This is a genomic window from Pikeienuella piscinae, from assembly GCF_011044155.1.
Classification (GTDB): domain Bacteria; phylum Pseudomonadota; class Alphaproteobacteria; order Rhodobacterales; family Rhodobacteraceae; genus Pikeienuella; species Pikeienuella piscinae.
On sequence record NZ_CP049056.1, the window covers coordinates 1,471,399 to 1,496,017 of the forward strand.

General features: G+C 68.0%; 24 protein-coding genes. 19 read left to right on the forward strand and 5 right to left on the reverse strand.

Annotated elements, in window-relative coordinates; genetic code table 11:
* Positions 1-83 precede the first annotated feature (83 nt).
* The 5 genes from G5B40_RS07140 (at position 84) to G5B40_RS07160 (ending at position 6,820) form a co-directional block, all read left to right on the forward strand.
* Complete coding sequence (locus G5B40_RS07140) at positions 84-1,118, forward strand: TRAP transporter substrate-binding protein (RefSeq protein ID WP_165096847.1); 1,035 nt, start codon at positions 84-86, stop codon at positions 1,116-1,118.
* Between the two features lie 82 nt (positions 1,119-1,200).
* Positions 1,201-3,063, forward strand: a complete 1,863-nt coding sequence (locus tag G5B40_RS07145; RefSeq protein ID WP_165096850.1) for a TRAP transporter large permease — start codon at positions 1,201-1,203, stop codon at positions 3,061-3,063.
* A 35-nt stretch (positions 3,064-3,098) separates the two neighbouring features.
* A complete protein-coding gene (locus tag G5B40_RS07150; RefSeq protein WP_165096853.1) occupies positions 3,099-4,139 on the forward strand; it encodes a Gfo/Idh/MocA family protein in 1,041 nt (346 codons plus the stop codon).
* Positions 4,139-5,170, forward strand: a complete 1,032-nt coding sequence (locus tag G5B40_RS07155) for a Gfo/Idh/MocA family protein (protein ID WP_165096856.1) — start codon at positions 4,139-4,141, stop codon at positions 5,168-5,170. Before G5B40_RS07150 ends, G5B40_RS07155 begins: the two co-directional genes overlap by 1 nt.
* A gap of 45 nt (positions 5,171-5,215) precedes the next feature.
* Positions 5,216-6,820, forward strand: a complete 1,605-nt coding sequence (locus G5B40_RS07160) for a peptide chain release factor 3 (protein ID WP_165096859.1) — start codon at positions 5,216-5,218, stop codon at positions 6,818-6,820.
* An 88-nt stretch (positions 6,821-6,908) separates the two neighbouring features.
* Here the strand turns inward: G5B40_RS07160 and G5B40_RS07165 are convergent, their stop codons facing one another.
* The 3 genes from G5B40_RS07165 to dksA all read right to left on the reverse strand — a co-directional run bounded on the left by G5B40_RS07165 (position 6,909) and on the right by dksA (position 10,053).
* Positions 6,909-8,543 carry a site-specific DNA-methyltransferase gene (locus tag G5B40_RS07165; RefSeq protein WP_165096862.1) on the reverse strand — a complete coding sequence of 545 codons (1,635 nt, stop codon included), beginning with the start codon at positions 8,541-8,543 and terminating at the stop codon, positions 6,909-6,911.
* A gap of 105 nt (positions 8,544-8,648) precedes the next feature.
* On the reverse strand, positions 8,649-9,479 hold the full coding sequence (locus G5B40_RS07170) for a LysR family transcriptional regulator (protein ID WP_165096865.1): 831 nt from the start codon (positions 9,477-9,479) through the stop codon (positions 8,649-8,651).
* Positions 9,480-9,630: 151 nt separating this feature from the next.
* On the reverse strand, positions 9,631-10,053 hold the full coding sequence (gene dksA / locus G5B40_RS07175; protein WP_165096867.1) for an RNA polymerase-binding protein DksA: 423 nt from the start codon (positions 10,051-10,053) through the stop codon (positions 9,631-9,633).
* Between the two features lie 171 nt (positions 10,054-10,224).
* On the opposite strand from dksA, the gene G5B40_RS07180 reads away from it, so the two are divergent.
* The 7 genes from G5B40_RS07180 (at position 10,225) to G5B40_RS07210 (ending at position 16,711) form a co-directional block, all read left to right on the forward strand.
* Positions 10,225-11,070 carry an AAA family ATPase gene (locus G5B40_RS07180; RefSeq protein ID WP_165096870.1) on the forward strand — a complete coding sequence of 282 codons (846 nt, stop codon included), beginning with the start codon at positions 10,225-10,227 and terminating at the stop codon, positions 11,068-11,070.
* Positions 11,071-11,390: 320 nt separating this feature from the next.
* Positions 11,391-12,401 carry a hypothetical protein gene (locus tag G5B40_RS07185; protein WP_165096872.1) on the forward strand — a complete coding sequence of 337 codons (1,011 nt, stop codon included), beginning with the start codon at positions 11,391-11,393 and terminating at the stop codon, positions 12,399-12,401.
* Between the two features lie 120 nt (positions 12,402-12,521).
* Positions 12,522-13,436, forward strand: a complete 915-nt coding sequence (locus G5B40_RS07190) for an AEC family transporter (RefSeq protein ID WP_165096875.1) — start codon at positions 12,522-12,524, stop codon at positions 13,434-13,436.
* Positions 13,437-13,442: 6 nt separating this feature from the next.
* A complete protein-coding gene (locus G5B40_RS07195; protein ID WP_165096878.1) occupies positions 13,443-13,880 on the forward strand; it encodes a GNAT family N-acetyltransferase in 438 nt (145 codons plus the stop codon).
* Entirely contained in the window at positions 13,880-15,256 is a 1,377-nt protein-coding gene (locus G5B40_RS07200; protein WP_165096881.1) for a DUF2927 domain-containing protein, read from the forward strand. The genes G5B40_RS07195 and G5B40_RS07200 overlap by 1 nt, the downstream gene beginning before the upstream one ends.
* 72 nt (positions 15,257-15,328) lie before the next feature.
* On the forward strand, positions 15,329-15,508 hold the full coding sequence (locus G5B40_RS07205; RefSeq protein ID WP_165096884.1) for a hypothetical protein: 180 nt from the start codon (positions 15,329-15,331) through the stop codon (positions 15,506-15,508).
* Between the two features lie 18 nt (positions 15,509-15,526).
* Positions 15,527-16,711 (forward strand): vWA domain-containing protein, encoded by a 1,185-nt coding sequence (locus G5B40_RS07210; RefSeq protein WP_165096886.1) that lies wholly within the window; start codon positions 15,527-15,529, stop codon positions 16,709-16,711.
* A gap of 109 nt (positions 16,712-16,820) precedes the next feature.
* Here the strand turns inward: G5B40_RS07210 and G5B40_RS07215 are convergent, their stop codons facing one another.
* Positions 16,821-17,567, reverse strand: a complete 747-nt coding sequence (locus tag G5B40_RS07215) for an SIMPL domain-containing protein (protein WP_165096889.1) — start codon at positions 17,565-17,567, stop codon at positions 16,821-16,823.
* A 158-nt stretch (positions 17,568-17,725) separates the two neighbouring features.
* Between G5B40_RS07215 and G5B40_RS07220 the strand changes: the two genes are divergently transcribed.
* Positions 17,726-18,049 carry a hypothetical protein gene (locus G5B40_RS07220; RefSeq protein ID WP_165096892.1) on the forward strand — a complete coding sequence of 108 codons (324 nt, stop codon included), beginning with the start codon at positions 17,726-17,728 and terminating at the stop codon, positions 18,047-18,049.
* 57 nt (positions 18,050-18,106) lie between these two features.
* On the opposite strand, the gene G5B40_RS07225 is transcribed toward G5B40_RS07220, so the two are convergent.
* Entirely contained in the window at positions 18,107-19,399 is a 1,293-nt protein-coding gene (locus tag G5B40_RS07225) for a multiheme c-type cytochrome (protein WP_165096894.1), read from the reverse strand.
* 206 nt (positions 19,400-19,605) lie between these two features.
* Between G5B40_RS07225 and G5B40_RS07230 the strand changes: the two genes are divergently transcribed.
* Genes G5B40_RS07230 through G5B40_RS07255 form a run of 6 tightly spaced genes read left to right on the forward strand, consistent with a single transcriptional unit; the run spans position 19,606 to position 24,616 of the window.
* Positions 19,606-21,216, forward strand: a complete 1,611-nt coding sequence (locus tag G5B40_RS07230) for a GspE/PulE family protein (RefSeq protein ID WP_165096897.1) — start codon at positions 19,606-19,608, stop codon at positions 21,214-21,216.
* The gene (locus G5B40_RS07235; RefSeq protein WP_165096900.1) at positions 21,213-22,397 is read left to right on the forward strand and encodes a type II secretion system F family protein; all 1,185 of its coding nucleotides are present in this window, start codon (positions 21,213-21,215) and stop codon (positions 22,395-22,397) included. The genes G5B40_RS07230 and G5B40_RS07235 overlap by 4 nt, the downstream gene beginning before the upstream one ends.
* Positions 22,398-22,409: 12 nt before the next feature.
* Positions 22,410-22,868 carry a type II secretion system major pseudopilin GspG gene (gene gspG, locus G5B40_RS07240; protein WP_165096903.1) on the forward strand — a complete coding sequence of 153 codons (459 nt, stop codon included), beginning with the start codon at positions 22,410-22,412 and terminating at the stop codon, positions 22,866-22,868.
* A gap of 19 nt (positions 22,869-22,887) precedes the next feature.
* Positions 22,888-23,256: a hypothetical protein gene (locus G5B40_RS07245; RefSeq protein ID WP_165096906.1), complete on the forward strand. Its 369-nt coding sequence runs from the start codon at positions 22,888-22,890 to the stop codon at positions 23,254-23,256.
* Entirely contained in the window at positions 23,253-23,807 is a 555-nt protein-coding gene (locus G5B40_RS07250) for a hypothetical protein (protein WP_165096909.1), read from the forward strand. The genes G5B40_RS07245 and G5B40_RS07250 overlap by 4 nt, the downstream gene beginning before the upstream one ends.
* 8 nt (positions 23,808-23,815) lie before the next feature.
* Complete coding sequence (locus G5B40_RS07255; protein ID WP_165096912.1) at positions 23,816-24,616, forward strand: hypothetical protein; 801 nt, start codon at positions 23,816-23,818, stop codon at positions 24,614-24,616.
* Positions 24,617-24,619 lie beyond the last annotated feature (3 nt).

Below are 24,619 nucleotides of genomic sequence, written 5' to 3' on the forward strand. Positions count from 1 at the left end.
GTCTTGGCCCGCGCAAGCGCAGCAGCTAGGGTGGTATGGTAGTCGTCATGAAACAAGGCCACAAAGCAAAAAAGGGGAGGCGCATGAAAACCGAGTCCGCCATTCACACCGCCGTCGGCAGACGGTTCTTTCTGAAAACCGGCGCCGCCGCGCTCGCCGCGCCGGCGCTTCTCGGGCGCGCCCGCGCGCAGGAGGTCTACGTCTTCAAGATCGCCCATTCCGAGGCGATCGGCTCGCCGCTCACCAACGCCTTCCAGCGCTGGGCGGACATCCTGAACGAGCGGAGCGAAGGCCGGATCGAAGCGCAGCATTTCCCCGCCAGCCAGCTTGGCGGCCTCTCGCAACTGCTCGAAGGCAGCCGCATCGGCACGATCCAAGCGACCACCGCCGGCCCCGACAGCGAAGAGGCGATCGCGCCCGAGATCGCCGCGTTCGGCGGCGCGCCCGGCTTCATCTACAAGGACGAGGCGCATGTCGACCGGGTCCTTCAGGGCCCGCTCGGCGAGGAAGTCTCGATGATCGCCCGTGAGAAGACCGGCGTCGAATTCGTCGCTTACGGCGAAAGCGGCTTTCGCCATGTGCTGGCGAAGGAGCCGGTGACAGATCTCGCCACGCTCGAAGGCGTGAAGCTCCGCGTTCCCGAACTGCGCGTCTGGGTCGATTTCTGGAGCATGCTCGGCGCCAACCCGACGCCGCTCCCCTATTCGGAGCAGTATTCCGCGCTCTCCACCGGCGTGATCGACGGGCTGGAGTCGGATTATTTCTCCGTCCTCGGCTTCAAATGGCATGAGCAGGCGGCGCATATCACCCCGACCTATCACTGGTTCCTGCCGAAGGCCGTGCGCGTGAACGCGGCGTGGCTGGACAGCCTGCCGCCCGAACTCGCCGAGATGGTCAGGGGCGTCGCGGTCGAGGTCTTCGCCGAACAGCGGACGGAAAACCGCGCCAAGGCCGGACAGGCGCTCGAGGACCTGAAGGCGGTCGGCGTCACCGTCCACCCGTTCCCGGCCGAAGAGCGCGCGCGGTGGGAGGAAAAGACCGAACCCCTCTTCGCCGAATTCGGCTCCAAGAGCCCGAAAACCGCGGAGATGATCGCAAAGATCAGGGCGCTGGGCTGAGCGTCGTCCGGAACGGCCGGCGGGCGCGTCCCGCCGGCTTGCCGGAACGGGGCCGACGCGACGAGGGCGACGGGAGCCGAGCATGAGCGATACGGCACAATCGGCCGGCCGGGCCGCCGCGCCGCGGCCCGCCAGAGGCGGGGCCTTCGCCATCTGCGACGCGCTGCTGGAGGCGATCTCCGTCGCGCTCCTCCTCGGCGCGGCGGCGGTGGCGATCCTTCAGGTGTTCTGCCGCTACGTCCTCAACGCCTCGCTCCCCTGGCCGGAGGAGCTGGCGCAATGGTTCTTCGGCTGGGCGGTCTTTCTCGGCATGGCGCTCCTGACCGGGCGGAACAGCCACATCGCCATCGGCTTTCTCGGCCCGCGCCTGCCGCCGGCGGCGCGCGCGGCGCAGCGCTTCCTGATCCGCGCCGTGGTGACCGCCGCCAGTCTCGCGCTCATCCTGCACGGGATCGACTTCATGGGCCGGGCGATGCAGGTCTCGCCGGCGCTCGAATGGCCGATCAGTTATCTCGTTCTCGCCGTGCCGGTCGGCGCCGCGCTCAACATCCTCTTTCTCTTTCGCGCCGGCCCGCCGGTCGCCACCCTCGCCGCGGCGCTGGCGGGCGGCGCGCTCTATTTCGCGGTGCGCGCGGGCGCGCCGCTGCTCCTCTCGCCGCAGGACGGCGCCGCGGCGCTGATGATCGTCGGCCTCACGCTGATCTTCCTCGAAGTCCCGATCGCATTCGCCCTCACCTTCGGGGCCTTCGCCGGGCTGGCGCCGATGGGCGACATGATGCTGATGACGGTGGCGCAGAACATCTCCGCCTCGCTCAACTCGTTCACCCTTCTCGCCATTCCCTTCTTCATCATGGCGGCCGCGGTGATGAACGCCGGCGGCGTCACCGGCCGGCTGCTGGAGCTCGCAACGCATCTGGTCGGGCATTTCCGTGGCGGGCTGGGGCAGGCGAATGTCGTCACCAACGTGATGCTCGCCGGTGTCTCCGGCTCCTCCACCGCCGACGCCTCGGCGATCGCGAAGCTCCTCGCGCCGGAGATGGAGCAACGCGGCTATTCCCGCGCCTTCGCCTGCGCGCTCACCAGCGCCTCCTCGACGCTGGCGAACCTGATTCCGCCGGGGCTGGGGCTGATCATCTACGCCGCGCTCGCCTCGGTTTCGGTCGGCGCGCTCTTCGTCGCCACCATCGTTCCGGGGCTTCTCGCGGCGACGGCGCTGGCGTTCGTCGTCTACGCCGTCTCCCGCCGGCGCGGCTATGGCGCGGGCGTCGCGCGCTCCTCCGGCGAAGAGCGGCTGACGGCGTTCTGGTATGCGATCCCGGCGCTTCTCCTGCCGGTGTTCATCGTCGGCGGCGTGCGGTTCGGCGTCTTCACCGCGACCGAGGCCGGGGCGATGGCCCTGGCTTTCGCCATCCTCTGCGGCGCGCTGGTCTATCGCGGCCTGACCGCGCGCAGCTTCGTCCACGCCGCGCGCGAAGCGGCGTCCGACACCGTCGCCGTGGCCATCATCATCGCCGCCGCCGCGCCCTTCGCATGGATTCTCACCTTCGAACAGGCGCCGCAGAAGATCGCCGCCGCCCTCAGCGCGATTTCCGGCGATGAAATCACCCTGCTGCTGCTGATCAACGCGTTCCTGCTCTTCGTCGGCCTCTTCATGGAGATGATCGCGGCGATGGTGATCCTCGTCCCGATCCTCGTCCCCGTCGTGGCTGCGGCGGGGGTCGATCCGATCCAGTTCGGCGTCGTCCTCGTTCTCAATCTCGTCATCGGCGCGCTCACGCCGCCGCTCGGCGTCCTCGTCTTCACGACCGCCCGCGTCGGCGGCGCCGATGCGGTGGCGGTCTTCAGGGAGATCATCCCTTTCGTCATCGCACTGATCGTGGTGCTCCTGCTCGTCACCTTCGCGCCGGCGCTCACGCTCTGGCCGGTGGCCTGGTTCGGGCCCTGATCGCGACTGAAACCGCCTTTCGAAGGAAACTCCCCATGTCCGGAAAAATCCGTCTCGCCATCATCGGGCTCGGCATGGCCGCGAAACCACATCTGGAGGCGCTGGCCGAGCTGGAGGACGAGATCGCGGTCAGCGGGGTTCTGACCCGCAGCGGCGCGAAGGCCGCGGCGACCGCAGAACTCTTTGGCTGCAAGACCTTTTCATCGCTCGAAGAGCTCGCTTCGGACAACGGGACCGACGCCGCGCTCGTCCTCACCCCGCCGAACCAGCGGGCGGAGATCGTGCGTGCGCTCGCAGGCGCCGGAAAGCACATCCTGATGGAGAAACCTGTCGAGCGGACCGGCGCCGCCGCTCGCACCCTCGTCGAGACCTGCGAAGCGGCGGGCGTCACCCTTGGCATCGTCTTTCAGCACCGATTCCGCGCCGGGGCGCGCCGCCTGGCGGAGTTGATCCGCGAGGGCGCGCTTGGCGAAGTCGCGCTGGCGCGCATCGATGTGCCCTGGTGGCGCGATCAGGCCTATTACGACACGCCCGGACGCGGCTCCTATGAGCGCGACGGCGGCGGCGTGCTGATCTCCCAGGCGATCCACACGCTCGACCTGGCGCTCAGCCTGACCGGGCCGGCGAAAAACGTCTCGGCGCTGACCGCGACGACCGCGATCCACCGGATGGAGTCGGAGGATTTCGCCGCCGCCGGTCTCCGCTTCGCCTCCGGCGCCGTCGGCGCGCTCATGGCGACGACGGCGTCATGCCCCGGCCATGTCGAAAGCATCGCCATCGAGGGAACTTCGGGCGCGGCGATCCTTCGCGGCGGCGAGCTGACCGTCACATGGCGCGACGGGCGAGAGGAGTTCGTAGCGGAATCGGCCGAGACCGGCGGCGGGGCCGACCCGATGGCCTTCCCCTGCGACTGGCACCGCGACCTGATCGCCGATTTCGCCCGCGCGATCCGCAGCGGCGGCGCGCCCGCCGTCACCGGGCGCGCGGCGCTGCGGGTTCACGCCCTGATCGACGCCATCACCGCCTCCTCCCGCGAGGGGCGCATGGTCGAGGTCGCGGATATGGAGGCGCTCTGATGCGCGCGCCGCTCCGCTTCGCCGCGCTCGGCCTCGACCACCGGCATATCTACGGCATGGCCGAGGGGATGATCGAGGCGGGCTGCGAATTCGCCGGCTGGTGGACCGAGGGGGAACCGCAGCCGCTTGAGGGTTTCCTGAAACGCTTTCCCGACATCCCCCGCGCCGAGGACCGCCGGCGCCTCCTAGATGACGAAAGCATCGCCCTCGTCCTGATCGCCTGCCCGCCCGACCGGCGCGCGGCGCTGGCGGTGGAGGCGATGCGCCATGGCAAGGACGTGATGCTCGACAAGCCCGGCTGCATCACCGAGGCGGAACTGGCGGGGATCCGTAAAACCGTCGCCGCCACCAGCAGGATCTGGTCGGTAAATTTTTCCGAGCGGTTCGAGGTTCGCGCCGTCACGCGCGCCACCGAGATGGTGCGCGAAGGCCGGATCGGCAAGGTGATCCAGACAATCGGCCTCGGCCCGCACCGGCTGAACGCTCATCTTCGCCCGGACTGGTTCTTCGATCCCGCGCGCTATGGCGGCGTCCTGACCGATATCGCCTCGCACCAGATCGACCAGTTCCTGCATTTCACCGGGCTGGAGACGGCCGAGATCGCCCATGCCGCGATCGGCAACTTCGCCAATCCCGACCACCCCGCCTTCCAGGATTTCGGCGAGATCGCCCTCGCCGGCGCCGGCGCGCAGGGCTATATCCGCGTCGACTGGTATACGCCCGACGCGCTGCCGAACTGGGGCGACGGGCGGCTCTTCATCTCCGGCTCGGAGGGCGCGATCGAGTTGCGGAAATATGTCGATCCGGTCGGCCGGCCCGGAACCGATCATCTCTTCCTCGTCAACGGAACCGAATACGAGCATTTCGACTGCTCCGGGTCGGAACTCCCGTATTTCCGCAATCTCGCGGCGGATGTGCGCGAACGCACCGAAACCGCCTGCGCGCAGGCCCACACCTTCACCGTCACCGAACTGGCGCTGGAGGCGCAGGCCCGCGCGACGCGGCGCGGCGCCCTCGCCGGCGCAGGCTGACGGCCCCCTTTCCCCCGCGCCGCGGCGCCGCTATAGCCCGGCTTCATGAGCCGCACGCACAACGCCCCCGAACTCCCACCCGAAATCGCCCGCCGGCGCACTTTCGCGATCATCTCGCATCCCGACGCCGGCAAGACGACGCTGACCGAGAAACTCCTCCTGCATGGCGGCGCCATCAACATGGCCGGCCAGGTCCGCGCCAAGGGGGAGGCAAGGCGCACCCGCTCCGACTTCATGAAGATGGAGCAGGAGCGCGGCATTTCCGTCTCCGCCTCCGCCATGTCCTTCGAATTCGCCGATTACTGGCTCAACCTCGTGGACACGCCCGGCCACGCCGACTTCTCCGAGGACACCTACCGGACGCTGACCGCGGTCGACGCGGCGGTGATGGTGATCGACGGCGCCAAGGGGGTCGAGAGCCAGACGCGGAAGCTCTTCGAGGTCTGCCGGCTACGCGACATGCCGATCCTCACCTTCTGCAACAAGATGGACCGCGAAAGCCGCGACCCGTTCGAGATCATCGACGAGATACAGGAAAGCCTCGCCCTCGACGTCGCGCCGGTCTCCTGGCCGATCGGCATGGGGCGGGACTTTCTCGGCGCCTATGACCTCGTGAACGACCGGTTAGAGTTGATGGACCGGGCGGAGCGCAACGTGAAGGGCCGGTCCATCGCCATCGCCGGGCTCGATGACCCGAAACTGGCCGAGCATCTCCCCGCCGACCGGCTTGAGGAGCTGCGCGCCGAGGTGGAGATGGCGCGCGGCCTCCTCCCCACGTTCGACCGGCAGGCCTTTCTCGACGGGACGCTGACGCCGATCTGGTTCGGCTCCGCCATCAACTCCTTCGGGGTGAAGGAGCTGCTGACCGGCCTCGGCGCCTACGCCCCCGCCCCGCAGCCCCGCGCGACGGAGACGCGGCAGATCACCGCCGATGAACCGAAGGTCGCCGGCTTCGTCTTCAAGGTGCAGGCGAACATGGACCCCAAGCACCGCGACCGGGTCGCCTTCGTCCGCCTCTGCTCCGGCCATTTCAAGCGCGGCGCGAAGCTGAAACATGTCCGCTCCGGCAAGCAGATGGCGATCTCCAACCCGGTGCTTTTTCTGGCCAACGACCGCGAGATCGCCGACGACGCCTGGGCCGGCGACATCATCGGCGTGCCGAACCATGGCCAGCTTCGCATCGGCGACGCGCTGACGGAGGGGGAGGACCTGAGATTCACCGGCATCCCCTCCTTCGCGCCGGAGCTGCTGCAATCGGTGCGCGCGGGCGATCCGCTGAAGGCGAAGCATCTCGACAAGGCGCTGACGCAATTCGCCGAGGAAGGCGCGGCCAAGCTCTTCAAGCCCGAAATCGGCGCCGGCTGGATCGTCGGCGTCGTCGGCCCGCTGCAGTTCGACGTGCTGGGGAGCCGGATCGAGATCGAATACGGCCTGCCAGTGCGCTTCGAGCCGACGCAATACGCCTCCGCCCGGTGGCTGCGCGGCGCGGCGGCGGATGTCGACGCCTTCATCAAGGCCAATCGCGGCCAGATGGCCCGCGACCATGACGGCGACCCGGTGTTCCTGACCCGTATCCAGTGGGACATCGACCGCGCGGAGAAGGATTTTCCGAATGTCGAACTGGCCGCGACCAAACAGATGATGGTCTGAGCCGAGCCCCGGTCCCGGACCCCGCCCCGCGCCGCGCAACCGCTCGGGACCTCGCGCCGCGCCCGGCGCCCTGATCCGCCGCGCGCCGCTACAGGTCGAGCGCGCCCTGCCCGCCGCTTTCCTCGCGCTTCGCTCTCCGGAACGCGTCGTCGCGCCGCGCCGGCAGCCGCACCGCCCGGTCGCGGAGCGTCAGCGCGTCCTCGACCGTGACGATCTGGATGCGGGGGACGGCCGAGAATCCCTCCATCTCGAACTGCCCCGCCGCCGCCGCCTCCGCCACCATCGGTTTCGTCGGCGCGGTCAGGGTCAGGAAAACCCCGATCTCCGCCTTCTCCCGCTCCACCACCCCGCGCAGATCGCGGATCATCGCGACGCCGACATTGTCGCCCGCCTTCACCGAGACCACGGCGCGCTGCGTCTTGCCGAAATAGATATTGCCGTCGATCCCCCGGTCGGCGCCCTTTTTCGACTGGTTCCCCGGCTGCGCGGCGATGAGCGAAAGCGCCCATTTCTCGAACTCGAAATAGTAATTCTTGTCCTCCCGCCCCCGGCGGGCGAGGTCCCGCGCCCCGGCGAGGTCCTCCGGCACCCCGTGCGTGGTGAACTCGACCCCCGCGAACGCGTCGCGCAGCCGCTTCTCGATCAGCCCGATGGCCAGATGCGTGACGTCGATGCCGATCCAGCCCCGCCCCAGTTTCTCGGCGGCGTGAACCGTGGTGCCGCAACCGCAGAACGGGTCCAGCACCACGTCGCCGGGATTGGACGAGGCGGAGACGATGCGTTCGAGTAGGGCGACAGGTTTCTGGGTCGGGTAGCCGAGGCGTTCTTGGGCGCGGGCGTTCACCGGCGGGATATCTGTCCATAGGGATTGAACGGGCATGCCCTTAAGTTCATCGGCAAAACTCTTTCGTCGAATTCGCTTAGATTTATCTGCTGGAAAGTGGAGCCTCCCCTCAGCATCCCACTGCTCCATCTTTGCCTTGGAAATCATCCACCCATTTGATGGGGACTGATAACCCTTATAATCGTATCTTAAATTTGGCCTAGGCGCTGGGTTTACGAGGCTAGTTGCTTGATAAAGGCGGCCGTCTTTGTCTTTAAGGGTAAATCTAGTATCAATATAATTTTGATATTCTGGACTATCTCGATTGTATTGCACGGAAAACTTGGCTTCGGACGACTTTGCGAAGAAAAAAATCGTGTCAGTGGTTCCGCCAAAGCGGTTGGCCTCGTGGACCGCGCTACTCATCCCCGGACGGCGATGCCAAATAATCTCATTCCGAAAATTCCGCGCCCCAAAAATCGCATCCAGCAAAATCTTGAGATAGTGGCTCGCGGTCGGATCGCAGTGCAGGTAGAGGCTCCCGGTCGGCTTCAGCACCCGGTGCAGCTCCAGCAGCCGCACCGCCATCATCGCCAGATAGGCCATCATGTCGTTCTCGCCGAGGAACGACCGCATCGCCCGCAGCATCTCCGCCGCCGCGCCGTTGCCCGACCGCAGCACCTCCCCGAACGCCTCCTCCGCCGCGTCGGTCCAGTGCCATGTGTCGTCGAACGCCTCGATCTGCGCCGCGCTCTCCTTTCCCTTCGGTCCCTTGAAGAGAACGTTGTAGGACGCGTTCGAATTGAACGGCGGGTCCAGATAGATCAGATCGACGCTCTCGTCGGCGATGCTGTCGCGCAGCACCGCCAGATTGTCGCCGTAGTAAAGATGATTCCCCATCGCGCCCTCCCGCACGCATCAGCCTAGCCGCGCCCGCCCCGCCGGGGCAATCGACGAACCGCGCCAGCCCCGGTCCCGGCCCGGGGCCGGAATCGCGGAGCCCCCTCACCGCCGCAGCTTCATAGCCGCTTTCGTCCGCTCCATGATCCAGTCCGCCGCCAGCATCACCCGCGTCAGCCGTTTCGATTTTCCCGCGATCTCCATCCAGAGGTCGCGTTTGCGCGTCAGCTCCATGTCGCGCGGCTCGATTCCCGGCTCGCGCATCGCCAGCGGCGTCGGCAGCCAGCCCCGGCCCGCCCCGCTGCGGATCAGCGCCAGCGCGCTCGCCTCGTCCTCCGCCTCCGCCCGCGCCCAGCCCGAAGCCGCCGGCGCGTCGTCCAGCCATTCCCTGAGATCGGAGCCCGGCGGCCCCTGTTCGATCCAGAAGGGGCCGAAGGGCGTCTGCCGGTCCGTCCACGGCGCGGCGTAGACCCGGTATTCGATCCGCCCGATCCGCCGCGCGAACGGGCCGGGCCGGAAGGCCAGCGTGATGTCCGCCGCCGAGCCGGCCGCATCCGCCCCGACGAAGAGCAGCCGCACATGGCGGGCCTCGAAACTCTCCGCGAAGGGCGCCAGCAGCCAACTCGCCAGCCCCTCCGGCGCCGCGATCCTCACGGACCCGGCCTCCCCCGACGGCCCGGCGACGCCGAGCAGCGCCGCATCCCACACCGCCGCCATCTCGTCGGCATGGTCGAGCGCGTCGCGCCCCGCCTCGGTCAGCCGCAGCCAGCGTCCCCGCCGCTCCAGCAGGCGGGCGCCGAGCACCCCCTCCAGCGCCCCGACCCGGCGCCGGATGACATGCCGGCTGATTCCCAGCATCCGGGCGGCGGCGATGAAGCCGCGCCGCTCCGCGACAGCGCGGAAGATGCGCAGATCGTCCCAGTTCTCAGCGTGCATGAGGCGGCCTCTGGAATCGCGAAAAACCCGGTCGAGACCTTACCGCGCCCCCGTTAACGCGCCGGAAACCCATCGCGCGCTGGCCCGAATCGAAAACGCCCCGGCGGTTCGGGCCGGGGCGTTTCGGACGCACGAAAGGGCGGGGTGCGCCTCAGTCGTCGCGATAGACTTTCTCACGCCGCTCATGGCGCTCCTGCGCCTCCAGGCTGAGCGTGGCGATCGGCCGCGCGTCCAGCCGTTTCAGGCTGATCGGGTTGCCGGTGTCCTCGCAATAGCCGTAGCTCCCATCCTCGATCCGCCGCAGCGCGGCGTCGATCTTGCCGATCAGCTTGCGCTGGCGGTCGCGGGTGCGCAGCTCGAGCGCCCGGTCGGTCTCCTCCGAGGCGCGGTCGGCGACGTCGGGAAGATTGCGCGCGTCCTCCTGCATCTCGCGCATCGTGCCCCGGCTCTCGTCTAGAATGGAGGCTTTCCACTCCTGCAGCTTGATTCTGAAATATTCTTTCTGCCGTTCGCACATGAACGGCTCATCCTCGGACGGAACGTAGTCGGAAGAAAGTTCGACATGTTTGTTCATGGATCATTGGTCCCCAACACATGCGACGCCATGGCGCCGCTCTGGTCTCGCGGGCGGGTTATAGGGTGGATTCGTCGGGAATGTCACCTAAAACCCTCGCTGGGGTGAATCAATTTTCCTTCAAACCCGCGAGGCGTTAGAAGGCCCGGCTGAGAGATGAAGGGGTGAGACGTGCGATTCGACGGAACCAGGGACTATGTGGCCACTGACGACCTGACGGTGGCCGTGAACGCCGCGATCACGCTGGAGCGCCCGCTCCTCGTGAAAGGCGAGCCAGGAACCGGCAAGACCGAACTCGCGCGCCAGGTCGCCAGCGCGCTCGATCTTCCCATCATCGAATGGAACGTGAAGTCCACCACCCGCGCGCAGCAGGGCCTGTACGAGTACGACGCCGTCAGCCGCCTCCGCGACAGCCAACTCGGCGACGAGCGGGTCGGCGACGTCGCGAACTATATCCGCAAGGGCAAGCTCTGGGAGGCGTTCGAGGCCGAGGGCAAGGTCGTCCTGCTGATCGACGAGATTGACAAGGCCGATATCGAGTTTCCGAATGACCTCCTGCAGGAACTCGATCGGATGGAATTCTTCGTCTACGAGACAGGCGAGACCATCCGCGCCCGCCATCGCCCGATCGTTATCATCACCTCGAACAACGAGAAGGAGCTGCCGGACGCGTTCCTGCGCCGCTGCTTCTTCCACTATATCCGCTTCCCCGATCTCGACGTGATGCAGGCGATCGTCGATGTGCATTTTCCGGGCGTCAAACAGAGCCTCGTCCGCGCCGCGCTCACGCAATTCTATGAGCTGCGCGAAACGCCCGGCCTGAAGAAGAAACCCTCCACCTCGGAAGCGCTAGACTGGCTGCGCCTCCTGATGGCGGAGGATCTCTCCGCCGCAGATCTGCAGGGCGAGTCGAGCGACGCGCTGCCGCGCCTTCATGGCGCGCTGCTCAAGAACGAGCAGGACGTCCACATGCTGGAGCGGCTCGCCTTCATGAACCGCGCGCGCCAGAGACAGTAAGGAGCGCGCCGCCGGCGCTCTTGCGGGGCCATTCCGCGCGGCCCCGGGGCCGGATAGGGGCGAACTCGTCCCGCATGACGCTCCGCCGTTGCGACGAAGACGTCGCGCCGCCGAATCTCGGCGCCAAACGCCAGATTGGTTGCAATGGTGAGACGCCACTCCAAGTGGATCATCCTGCGCCGCGCGGAACCGAAAACAACCTTCGGGTGCAAAAACCAGGACTTCAGCCCATTTCATGTTGACCATGCCGCGTGACTGCGGTGTGAGTCGGGCATGTGTAATTGTGTATTTCATGCAGACCAGATGATGGGGGAAAATTCATGCGTAATCTCGTATGTGCGGCGGCGCTTTCCGTAAGCGCCGGCGCCGCCCACGCCGCGACGTTCGAACCACTGACGCCGGGCGCGCTCGGAATAGATTCCGGAACGGAGATCAGAGGCAGCATAACGGTCCTCGACCCGACGCGTCAGGAGCGCTTCAATACCGTTTCGACCGGCGCCCAGAACGTCGAGCGGACGCTTCTCGACGGCGAATTCAAGAACCGGGCCAGTCTCGCGACCGGCGAGGTGGGCGCGTTTCTGGGCGTGACGCCCAGCACGAGTTTCGCCGGCGCATCGACCAATGCGCTTCTTTTCGACGTCCTGAGCTTCGATTTCGGGGACGCGGAGAGCGGAAACGTCAGCTACGCGGTCAATTATGACGGCATCCTCTCCAACACCGATGACGGAACGGGTTCCGACAACCTCGTCATAGGGTCCACCTCGATCAGAATATTCGATGTGACCGACCTCGACTCGGCCTTCAAGGTGTTCGGCAGCGAAGGAAGCCTCGGCAACCTTGTCGGTCCGAATTCGGTCGGGGAATACGATCCCGAACTGGACGAGTTCGTTTTCGAGAATCTCGTCTCGAGCACCAGCGGCGGTCTCGCCGTGATCGGCGCCGGACTCGAGGCCGATGTTCTGAGCGGCAATTTCTCGATCGGCGGCGCGGACAGTTTCATCGTCGATGGAAGCGGGGCGGCGAACCTGTTCGACGGCACGCTCACGGACACCTTCTTCGCCGAGGAGGGCCGCATTTATGCGCTTTCCCTGACATCGTCCGTGACCACCAACGGCGATCAGCCGAGCATCGGCGACCTGTTCTCGACGTCGGTGCTTTCACTATCCGCCGATCCGGGAGCGACGATCTTCAGCGCATCCGGCATGCTGCCTGGAACGGACGCCGCGCCCGACATCGGCGCAGTGCCGCTGCCCGCCTCGGGAGTTCTTCTTCTCGGCGCGCTCGCGCTCCTTACAGGGGGGGCCGTCAAGCGTCGCAGGGGCGCGGCATAGATCGCAGAACGGTGTGACCACGCGCGCCGGGCGCGCTCCCGAAGAACGAGCAGGGGCTTCAACTTCGGGAACGGCCGACCTCCATGACCGGAAGAAGCCGGGACCGGCAAGCCTCGCCTGATGGAGGCTCTGCTCGGTCCGCTGCAATACGCGATTCTGCCGGTCTTCGCCTTTCCGGCACTCGGCTTCGTTCTGGGGCTGCGCGGCGCGTTCAGCCGGACAGCGGCGGAGGGGACGAACACCTTCGTCGTCAGCGTCGCGGTTCCCTGTCTCCTCTTCCGGCTGATCGCCCTCGCCGATCTCTCGAAGATCGACTGGCCGGTTCTCGTCGCCTATGAGGGCAGCCTGATCGCGCTCTACGCGCTCGGTTATCTCATCTGCCGCCACGTCTTTCGGCTCGCCCCGCTGGAGGCGCTGCTGATCGGCATGACCGGCGCCTTTCCGAACCACGTCTTCTTCATCCTTCCCATCGTCGAGACGCTCTACGGCCAGGGCGCCACGCTTCCGGTGGCGACGACGGTCGTGTTCGACACGATGATCATCTTCGCCGGGACGATCATGATTCTGGAGGCGATGACCGGCGGCGCCGGGCCGCTGGCGACGCTGGGCTCGATCCTGAAGAACCCGCTGATCGTGGCGATCTTCGGCGGCTTCGCGGTGAACTGGGCGGGGATCGGCCTTCATGACGGGCTCGAGCGCTTTCTCGCCCTCGCCGGCGCCGCCGCCGCGCCGGGCTCGCTCTTCGCGCTCGGCGTCATCCTCTCCGGCGCCGATCTGCGCCGCGTCGGCGGGCCCGCATGGTCGGCGACCATCCTCAAAACCTTCGTCCACCCGCTCTGCGCGCTTGCGCTCTTCGGGACGGTCGTTCCGGTCTCGCCCGAATGGGAGGACCCGGCGCGCCTCGTCTTCGCCGCACCCTGCGGCGCGATGGCCTTCATCCTCGGCCTCCGCTACGGAGTTCCGGTGGACAGCGTCGCGAAGGCGGTTATCCTCTCGACCGTTCTGTCCGTCTTCACCGTCGCCCTTCTCGCCTGAGGCTCCATGCTCACGATCCGTCCGCTCAAAGCCGCCGATCACGCCGAATGGCGCAGACTCTGGACGCGTTACCTGGAGTTCTACGAAACGAGCGTTCCGGAGGAAGTCTACGAGACGTCCTGGCGCCGGCTTCTCGGCGACGATCCGCAGGATTTCCACGGCCTGATCGCGGAGGCGGACGGGCGCGCCGTCGGCCTCACGCATTACGCATTTCAGCGCCACGGCTGGAAAGTGGAGAATGTCTGCTATCTTCAGGATCTCTACGTCGATCCGGAGATCCGCGGGACCGGCGCCGGTCGGGCGCTCATCGAGGCGGTCTACAAGGACGCCGACGAAGCCGGCTGCCCATCGGTCTACTGGCTGACGCAGGATTTCAACGCGACCGCGCGCAGGCTTTATGACCGGATCGGCACGTTGACGCCGTTCATCAAGTACCAGCGCTGATGCGACGAGCGCTGGCGGCGCTCGCGCTCGTCGGCTGCGCAGCCCCGCCCGAACCGGTTTCAATCTATCGCGAGCCGGCGCGGACCACGCCGCACATCGTCGCGCCGCGCCCCGACTGGCCGGGCTGGGGCGCCGCCCTGAACCGCGAGGAAATCCGCTGGAGCGCGGAGACCCTTGCGGACGACTTCATCGAGTTGACCTTCGTCTCCGAGTGGGGCGCCGTGCGCGACAGATTGCTGCGCTGGGAGGAGCCAGTGCGCGTAGCGCTCTCCGGACCCGAACTCGCAGCCTATCGCAGCGACGCGGCGGCGCTGATCGCCCGGATCGCGGCGGGTGCTCCGGGGCTAGACATCGCGCTGGCGCCAGAAGACGAGGCCAACATCACCCTTCGCACCGCGCCGGCGGAGGCGATGGCGCAGGTCGCGCCCGACGCGCTCTGCTTTCTCATTCCGTTCTCGGGTGAATGGCGCGCCTGGCGCGAAGCGGAGGCGCGCGGCGTGAGGGTCTGGGAAGGGCTTGAACGGCTCGACGCGATCACGATCTTTCTCCCGACCTTCGCCGCGCCGCACGAGATTCGCGCCTGCATGGAGGAGGAGATCGCGCAGGCGCTCGGGCCGATGAACGACATCATGCGCCTTGAGGATTCCGTTTTTAACGACGACAACGCCCGGGGCGCGCTGACCAGCTTCGACCTTCTGATGCTGCGCATCCTCTACGATCCGGAGATGCGAACCGGAATGTCGCCGGTCGAGGCGCGACGGACGGCGCTCACGGCCCTCGCCCGCCCCGGCACGCCAAGGACGGGCGACAGGCTAAGGCGGCGCGCCCCGGCGGACCCGATCTACGCCGACCTCGTCACCCGCGCGGCCCTCGCCCCCGTTCCGGCGGCGGAGGCGCTCTGGGCCGAACGCGCGCTGGTCCTCGCTGAGAGCTTCGGCCCCTACGACCACCGCCGTGGCGCCGCGACGCTGGAGGCCGGCCGCGCCGCGTTTTTCGACGGGCGATCGAAGGATGCGATCCGGCTCTTGCGGCGGGCGGAGGAAATATTCCTCGCCACGCTCGGCCCCGACAGTCCGCGTCTGGCTGATACGCGCACGGATCTCGGCGCGATCCTGACGCAAGCCGGCCGGCCAGAGGAAGCGCTCGTCGTGCTTGACGCGGCCATCCCGGCGCTCGGCGCCAACGCCGACGCCTGGTCTTTGGCGCATGCGTTTCGCTGGCGCGCGCTGGCGCTCGCGGAGAGCGGGAACCTTCACAATGCGGCCGAAACTGCGCGCGAGGCGCTCGACTGGGCGCGCTATGTCTACGGCGCGGACAGCGCGGCGGCGCGGGGTTGGGCGCTCGACTTCGCGGCGATCGGTCTCGCCCCAGGATGAGCGTCGCCTCTTGCCCACGCCGCGCCAATGGTTCAGGGGTTCGGGCGGACCCGCTGAAAGGATCGTGACGCCGTGCTCCCGCTGATCTCGTTCATTATTGGCCTGATATTCGGCTGGGTCCGCGCCGCGCGGCGCGGCGGTGGAACCGCCGACCGGCTGCAATACGCAATCGGGCATGGCGTCGCCTTCGGGATCGCCGGGCTTGTGTTCGGGGTCATTCTTCTGCGCGCCGGGCTTCTCGGCCCGGCCTGAGCGGAGTAAACTCACCCGATGTTCAATCGCTTCTTTCTCTCCCTTCGCGAAGCGAAGGTGCCCTGCTCGCTTCGCGAATACCTGACGCTCATCGAGGCGCTCGACCGGGGCGTGGCGATGTACGATGTCGAAGCTTTCTATTACCTCGCCCGCGCGGCGCTGGTGAAGGACGAGCGCCATATCGACCGGTTCGATCAGGTCTTCGCCTCCTGTTTCAAGGGTCTTGAAGGCGTCGACCTCGCCGAGGCCGTGGCGGAAGTCGATCTGCCAGAGGAATGGCTCCGCCGGCTCGCCGAGAAGCATCTGAGCCCCGAGGAAATGGAGAAGATCGAGAGTCTCGGCGGCTGGGACAAACTGATGGAAACGCTTCGCAAGCGCCTCGCCGAGCAGGAGAAGCGCCATCAGGGCGGCTCGAAATGGATCGGCACCGCCGGCACCTCGCCCTTCGGCGCCTATGGATATAACCCCGAGGGCGTGCGGATCGGCCAGAAGGAAAGCCGCCACAAGAAAGCGGTGAAGGTCTGGGACAAGCGCGAATACCGCAACCTCGACGACACCGTCGAGATCGGCACCCGCAACATCAAGGTCGCGCTCCGGCGCCTGCGCCGCTGGGCCCGCGACGGGGCCGAGGAGGAACTCGACCTCGATGGAACGATCCGCGCCACCGCGGAGCATGGCTATCTCGACGTGAAGACCCGACCCGAGCGGCGGAACGCAGTGAAGGTTCTGCTTTTTCTCGACAATGGCGGCTCGATGGACGGCCATGTGAAGATCGTGGAGGAGCTGTTTTCGGCCGCGTCTTCCGAGTTCAAGCACATGGAGCATTTCTACTTCCACAACTGCCTCTACGAGGGTGTCTGGAAGGACAATCGCCGGCGCTGGGACCAGCAAACCCCGACATGGGAGGTACTGCGTACATTCGGGCCTGACTATCGCGTGGTTTTCGTCGGCGACGCCGCGATGAGCCCTTATGAGGTCGTGCAACCCGGCGGCGCGGTAGAGCACTGGAACCCGGAATCCGGAGAAACCTGGCTCCGCCGCGCGCTCGACTGCTGGCCGCACAGCGTCTGGATCAACCCAACGCCGGAAAAGCACTGGCGTTACACCCATTCGACGCAGCTCATCTCGCAGATCTTCGCCGAACGCATGTTTCCAATGACGCTCCGCGGCATCGAGGGCGCGATGAAGGAACTGACGCGCTGAGGGGTGCGGGGTGGTTCGAAGCGGGTCGCGGTCCCGGCCTTGCGCCGGGATCTCGCGCGGTGGCTCGCGAGGCGGCTCGCGAGGCGGCTCGTAGCGAGCCGGCCTCGCCTCAATCCACCAGTTCGTAGTTGATCGTGCTGACGACGCGGATGCGCTTTCGCCGCTCGGAGCGTTCGTCGTAATCGCCATCCGCGGCGAAGATCGCGACCACGCCCTGATTGGCGGTGATGATCCGGCCGACGGCGGAGCCGCTATCAGCGGCGAAGCGTTGTGCGGATTCGCGGGCGTTCCGCGTCGCTTCGGCGATCATTTCCGGCTTGATCTCGTTCAGCCCGGTGAATGTGTAGACTGGCCGCGCGGCGCCGGAATAATCGTCTCCACCGAGAAGAACGCCGCGGTCAAGCAACTCGGCTGTCCGCCCGGTCAGCCCCTCAATCAACCCGGCGTCGTCAGAGCGCATCCTGACCGCGCCGGCCGCGACAAAGCGCTGTTTCTCCTCCTGCCCGCCGCCCGGTTTCTGTAGAAATGTGCGCTCGATCGACAATGCGAACGGCTCGACGCTCATGGCCTCCGCCGGCAACCCGCCGTCACGGCCCAGATCCAACACCGCGTCGCGTGCGCGCATCGCCTCGTCAATCGCCGCATCGCGCGTTGCGCCCACGCCGCGAAACGGCGCCCGCCAGACGGCGGCGTCCGCCTCCACAACCCGCTCGGCGAGGCCCTTCACCGTTACCTGTCGCGCGGGCGCCCGCGATTCCACCAGCGCGGCGCCAAGGAGCCACCCGCCAACCGCGGCGCCCACCCCCAGGCAAAGTCCTGCGACGGCCATTCCGGCGCCAGTGAGTTTTCCAGCCATTTCGATTTCCCCTTTTCGCCTTGCGACACGATCAAACTCCGGCCTCGGCGCCGAAGCTTGGCGCGATGGTGAAGATTTGACGCAGTCGACGGGGAGAAGCTGGTGGCGTCGCGCCCGCGCACGGCCTATCTCCGGTGTTGTTCAACGGGAGCAAAGCGATGAGATCCAGAAAATTGGCCGCGCTGATATTCGGTTGCGCGCTTGCGTTATCGGCGCCCGCCATCGTCATCGGGGCGGAGGACGAAGCGCTGGCCGCGCTTCGCGCGCTCGCGGCCGATCCGGCCGCGCCGCAGCCCGCCGCCCTCGCCGCGCTCGAATTCACGGACGCGACCTATCTGCTCGACGACCTTTCGCCGGGCGAGATCAGGCGGCTCTCCGAATATCTCGAAAAGGGCCGGCTGACATTGCCCCCCGACGTCGCAGGCGCGATCGAAGCGCGAACGCTGAAGATCCAGGGGCCGGGCGATCAGGGCGGCCGCTGACGCGCGAGACAAAGAGGGCGGCGCCAGCAACGCCGCCCCCACTCTGCAAGCCGATCTTCAGAGCGCGGCCGAAAGCTCCCGCACCGCGGCGACATATTTCGACGGCACAAAGCGTTCATCATCCGCGACGGCGTTGTAGACGTCCTCCATCATCGCCGACATCCGCTTGTAACCGGCGCCGTCGATATACCCCGCGACGCGCATCGCCTCGATGATCGAACCCAACGCCATGGTCGACTGTTCAGCAGCTTCGTAATCGACGAAGTAACCGTCGACGCCGCGGGCGATCAGCCCCTCCATCGCCTTCTTCATCGTCGCCGCGTCCATCTCCTTCGCGGCCAGCGCGTTCACTGCGGCGCGCGCGGTCGCCTTGGTCTTCTTCGCCGCCTCAACCATCGCCGCGCGCGACGTTTGGCTACCCTTGTGGATCGCGAGGATGTTCTGGCTCATCGCCTCCACCATTTCCGGGCCGGCCATGTCGAGCGCGATCTCCAGCATCAGCATGTTGGCGTCGTTGAATTTCGGCACGCCCGGCCCAAGCCCAGTGCCGGGGCGCGGGGTCCATGCGGTCGGGAAATCGCCATTCTTGTCCGGCAGCGCGCTCGACATCGGCTGATGGCAGGCATGGCAGTCAAAGAACGCCAGTTCAGGAAACAGACCATCGGTCGCGTATTTTGTGCTGATCAGCAGGTCCATGCGCCGCTCGACCATCAACGCCTGGCCGATCGCCCAGGTGCGAACCCCGTCGACCACCTTCTTGCGCTCGCGGTAATCGTCATCGATGACGAAATGCGCCGGCTGGAAATCGGTGAAACTGTCCATTTCGAAACTGATCCGCGGATGGCCCGCACCCATGATCCGATGCGTCGCGAACTGGCTGTCGTCGCCGAGATGGCATTGCAGGCAGACGCCGGCGCGGACGATCGGGTCCTCGAGTGGGCGAAGCCCGTTCTGGACATTCTGGTCATGCGGAGAGCCGCCGATATGAAGCCCCATCCAGGGCGCCGCGCCGGCGCCGTGGCACGCTTCGCAGCCGACGCCGTCGGCAAGCACGAATTGCGGTCCGCGCAGTTCGGCGGCGACATTGTCCGCGTGGCAGTCGAGGCAGATCTTCGCCTCATGCGCGTTCGGGAGTCCGAGATTCTTCGCGATGCGCTGCGAACGCGGCTCCATGAGGACCTTGTATGCGGTAGCGTGGCTATCGTATTTCTGCCAGGTGACATACTCGTTGAGAAGCACCGGCGAGGATGAGGAGGCGACCTGCCCGTGGCAGCCGCTCGAGCCGCAGCTCTTGACCCCAAGATGCACATCTTGCGCCATGGCCGGCGGCGCGAGCCACCCGAAAACCATGAATAATATTGCTACCGCGCTTAGCCTCGACATCGCGTCCTCCTCTGTCGCCGCCGGCTGGGTGAATTAGGCCCCCCACCCAAACCACATTTGAGCGAGAATACGGCTTGCGCGCCGATACGCCAAACTCGAATATGGGATTCATGTCGAAAAACGACGCCATTTCAGGGGTGGAGCCGCCGGATTCGCCGGCGGACGCGTGTATTTTGACACTGATCGATGAAGGCGCGCTCGCGGTCGCCGACGCTGAACGCGCGCGAAAAGCCGCCCGGCGAGGCGAATCCGGCCTCGCCGCCGCTCGCCGTCTCGGGTTGATTCCCGCGGCGCGCGCGGCGGCGGCGGCGGCGGAAACGCTCGGTCTTACGCTGCTCACGGACGCGGAGACCGCGGCGCTCGGTCCACCGCCGGAGACGGGCGCCCCGCAACCCGCCTTCGTCGCCTCGCACTGGATGGCGCTGGCGAGGGCGCCGGATGGGTCCGGGCTGATCGCGGCGCTCGCCGACCCGTTCGATGACAATCTCCGTCGCGCCGTGACGATGGCGGCGGAGAGCCCGGTCCGCTTCGCGGTGACCACCGAAGCCGGGATCGCCGCCTGGCGAGCCAGCCGGGTAGAGAAAGGCGCCGCCGCACCCGCCACGCCCCGCGCGGAGCCTGTTGCGGAGGGCGCGGCGGTAGAGGCGATCGAGGCGTTCCTTGAGACCGCGGCGCGGCTCGGCGCCTCCGATCTGCATCTCGAACCGGTGGAGGCGACCGGCGGAGGACGCGTCCGCGCGCGGGTCGACGGCGCGATGCGCATCCTCGGCGCGCTGGACGCCGCGACCTATCCCGCCGCGCTCGCACGCGCCAAGGTGCTCGCCCGGCTCGACGTCGCGGAGCGCCGCCTGCCGCAGGACGGCCGCGCGCGGATGGACCTGGCCGGGCGACGCATCGATTTGCGCCTCTCCACCGCCCCGGCGATCGGGGGCGAGACGCTCGCGATCCGGTTGCTCGACCCGGAGGCGGCGCCGGGCGATCTGGCGAAGCTTGGATTTCCGGCCGAATACGCCGAGGCCGTGGACGCGGCCAGCCGCGCCGCGCACGGGCTTTTCCTGCTGACCGGCCCGACCGGGGCCGGCAAGACCACAACGCTCCATGCCGCGCTCTCCGGCCTGAACGGAGCGGAGCGCAAGATCATGACGGTGGAGGATCCGGTCGAATACGCCCTGCCCGGCGTCGTCCAGATGCAGGTTCGCCCCGAGATCGGCTTTGATTTCGCCCGCGCCCAGCGCGCGATGCTGCGCCACAATCCGGACGTGATGATGGTCGGCGAGATTCGCGACAAGGAGAGCGCCGCCGTCGCCGTGCAGGCGGCCCTGACGGGTCATCTCGTCCTATCCACCGTTCACGCCAATTCGGCCGCCGGCGCCGCGATCCGGCTGCTCGATCTCGGGGTCGAGCCGTTCCTCGTCGCAGCGGCGCTGATCGGCGCCGGGGCACAGCGCCTGGCGCGGCGGCTCTGCGACGCCTGCGCCGAAGAGGACGCGCCGGCGCAGGCGTCGCTCCGGCGGATCGGCGCGCCCGAGAACGGGGACTGGCGACGGGCGCGCGGTTGCGCGTCCTGCGGCGGGACCGGAGTGAAGGGCCGGGTTCCGGTCGCAGAAGCCTTCCTCGCCTCGCGCGCCTTCGCCGACGCAGTGCGCGGCCCTTCGCCGTCAGAAGCCGCGCTCGGCGCGCTAAGCGGCGCGACGCCCCTCCATCTGGCGGCGCTTGAACTCGCGGCCAAGGGACTGATTTCACTCGACGAAGCGCTGCGCGTAGCGCCGCCGCAGGGCGCATGAGCGCCAGCCTTTTTCGCTACCGGGCGACGCTTCCGGGCGGTGGGCGCCGGCGCGGCGTTCTCGCCGCATCATCCGAGGCGGAGGCCGCCGCGATGCTTGAGCGCGCGGGATTGACGCCGCTTACCCTCGCCCCCGGGCGCGCGCCGTCGCGCCCGCGCGCCCGACTCAGCCATCGCGCCGCGGCGATGCGTCGTCTCGCGGCGCTGACCGCGGCGCGCGCGCCGCTCGACCGCGCGCTCCGTCTCGCGGGCGGGACCGAGAGCGCGCAACCGCTCTTCGCCGACCTCGCGATCGCCGTCGCGTCGGGGCGTCCGCTTTCGACCGCGATGGCGGACTGGCCGGCGGATTTTTCGGAGGCCGAGGTCGCGCTGATCGCCTCCGGCGAGACCTCGGGCGGCCTCGCCCGCGCCGCCGAAGCCGCCGCAGCACTGGTGGAGCGGCGGGCGGCGGGGCGCGGCGCGCTGGTTTCCGCTCTCGCCTATCCGGCCTTTGTGCTGGTCGCGGCGCTCCTCGCGCTCGGCGTCTTCGTCGGCTTCGCCCAACCCCGGTTCGAGGAGGTGCTGCGCGCCACCGGAGCGGAGGTCTCCGCCGCAACAACGGGTTTCTTCGCCGTCTCGCGCGCGCTCCGCGAATGGGGCGGGCCGCTTCTCGCGGTCCTCGGCGTCTCTGGCCTCTGCGCGCTGATCGCATCGGGAACCGTCGCCAGCAAGAAATGGGTTGCGGGGGCGATGCTCCGCGTCCCGCTGGTCGGCCCGCTGATACGCGACCGCGCCCTTGAAGCTTATGCCGGCGCGCTCGGCGCGATGCTGGCCGGCGGCGCGCCGCTACCCGACGCCGCTCGCCTCGCTTCGCGCACGTTGGGCGCGCCGCGGCTGGAGGCTGCGGGGGCGGACGCGGCGCGGATGGTGGCGGAGGGACGGCCTTTTTCCGAGGCGCTGTCCGCCGGCGCGGCCTTCCCAGAAAGCCTCTCCGCCTTCGCGGAGATTGGCGAGGAGACCGGCGCCCTCGCGCCGCTGATGACCGGCGCCGCCGGCCATTTCAGACAGGAGGCCGAGGCGCGCGCACGCCGGCTCTCCGCTGTCGCGGCGCCGGCGGCGACGCTGTTTCTCGGGCTGTTGATCGGCGTCGGCGCTTACCTGATGATGACCGCCGTGCTCGACGTCTATGACGCCGCTCTCTAAGGATCACGCCAGATGCTGTTTCGCCGCCGCCTTCGCCGCCCCAACCGCCGCCTTCGCCGCGGCGGCCCCGAGGCGGGCTATTCACTGATGGAGATCCTGATCGGCCTCGCGATCATCGCGCTGCTCATCGGCGTCGCCGGCCCGCGCGTCTTCTCCCTTTTCGAGCGTGGCAAGCAAAAGGTCGCGACGATCCAGATGGAGCAATTGCAGGCCGGGCTTGACCTCTTTCGGCTCGACATGCGTCGCTACCCGACCGGCGAAGAAGGACTTCATGCGCTCATCGAGCGCCCCGTTTCGGGGGCGGAGCGCTGGTCCGGACCGTATCTCGACAAGGCCTCCGGCCTGATCGATCCCTGGGGCACGCCGTATCGGTATGATGTCGCGGGCGCCGGCGCATACGATCTCATCAGCTATGGCGCCGATGGCGCGCCGGGGGGCGATGGCGAGAACGCCGATATCAAGGCGGAATAAGCCGGAACGCGGCGCAGCGTTGATCGAGGCCGCGCTCGCGCTCGGCCTCGTCGCGCTGATCGCCGCGACCGGGCTATCCGCCTTCAGTCGCGCATCGACGACCGGCGCAAAAGCAGAGGCGAGGCTGGAGGCGCTCACCCTCGCAGAAAACGCGTTGGAGCGCGCCTCCGCGCCGGATTTCCTCGACCGCGCCCTGAACGAAGGGAGCGCCTCGCTCGAAGGGCCGGGCTGGCGTGTCAGCGGCGCACCTTACGTTGATGCGGCGACCGAGGATGGAGAAGCCTGGGGCTCTCGTCTGGCTCTCATCCATCTGGTCGCCGAAGCGGGGGCGGACGCTGATGGCGCGCCGCTCGTTCGCCTCGAAACGCTGCGAAGCCTGCCACGATGAACATGAAAGAAAGCGGGGCGGCGCTTCTCGAGGTGCTGATCGCCGTCGCCCTTGCGGCGATGCTGGCCGGGGCGGCGGGTGGCGTCGTCAGGTTCGGACTCACCGCGATCGAACGCGCCGGCGCCGCGTCGGATCGCGGCTCGGCGGCGCTGTCGCGACGGCGAGCGATCGCCGATATGCTCACTCGGATCGATCGCGCCGCGCCGGGTGCGCCAGCGTTCGAAGGCGCGGCTCACGGGGTGAGATGGCGCGGCGTCGTCATAGACGCCTCAGGCGAATGGCGAAGCGGAATCTGGCGGCTCTCCGGCTCCGGGCTCGCGCTTTCGCGCTGCCGGAGCTTCGACGGCCCGTGCCCGGCGGAGGCGGACCTGCGCGCCGCCAGCACCGATGTCCGTTTCGCATATGCGGGCGCGGACGGCGAGTGGCGGGAGGAATGGCCGCCAGGCGCGCCGCCCATGCTCATCCGTTTGATGCTGTCCGACAGCGCCGGCTCCACCGCACCGCTAGGGGAGATCATCATCGCCCCCCGCGTCAATAGCGCGTTCCGATGAGGACGGGTATGCGGAACGCCGAGCGCGGCGCGGCCTTCCTGATCGCGCTCGGCGCCCTGGCGCTCGTCGCCGCCCTCGCCGCCGCCGCGCTCTCGCTCTCCACCGGCCCGGCGACGCGCGCGGCGGCGGCGGTCGAGCAGGCGAAAGCCGCGCGCGCGGCGGAGGCGGCGATCCACCGGCTCGCCGCTGCGATGGCGACCGACGCCCTCCGCAGCGCGGCGCCACTCGACGGCACGGTGATCTCGACCGAGTTTTTCGGCGCGAAGATCGACTTCGCTGTTCAGGACGTCGGCGGCCTGATTGACATGAACGCGGCTTCGGGCGCCGTCCTCGCCCGCCTGCTTGTTCTCACTGGCGCAAGCGGAGGCGACGCGACGGAGATCGCCGAAATCTGGACCCGCGCCCGCGCCGATCTGGAGGGTCGCGCCGGCTTTCTGACACCGGAATCCGTGCTCACCGTCCTACCTGAACGGCTGCAACCGATCGCGCATCCCGCGCTCGCCCATGCGACGGTCTGGTCCGGCCGCGCAGCGGTCGACCCCTGGCTCGCCACCGCGCCCGCGCTCGCCGCCGCCGCCGATCTGCCGCTTGCGACGGCGCAGGGTTTCGTCGCTCGCCGCGCGCTCGAAGGGCGCGGCGCGGAACCGCCGCCGGACGCCGATATCGACGGGCTTGCGGTCTCAGATGGGCGCGTCGCGCGGCTAACCGTCAGGGCGGAAACCGAGGGCGGCGGGCGCGCCGCGCTCAGCGCGACGATTCGCGTCTCGGATTCGCTTCGCGCGCCGGTCGCGATCCTCGCCTGGCGATAGGAC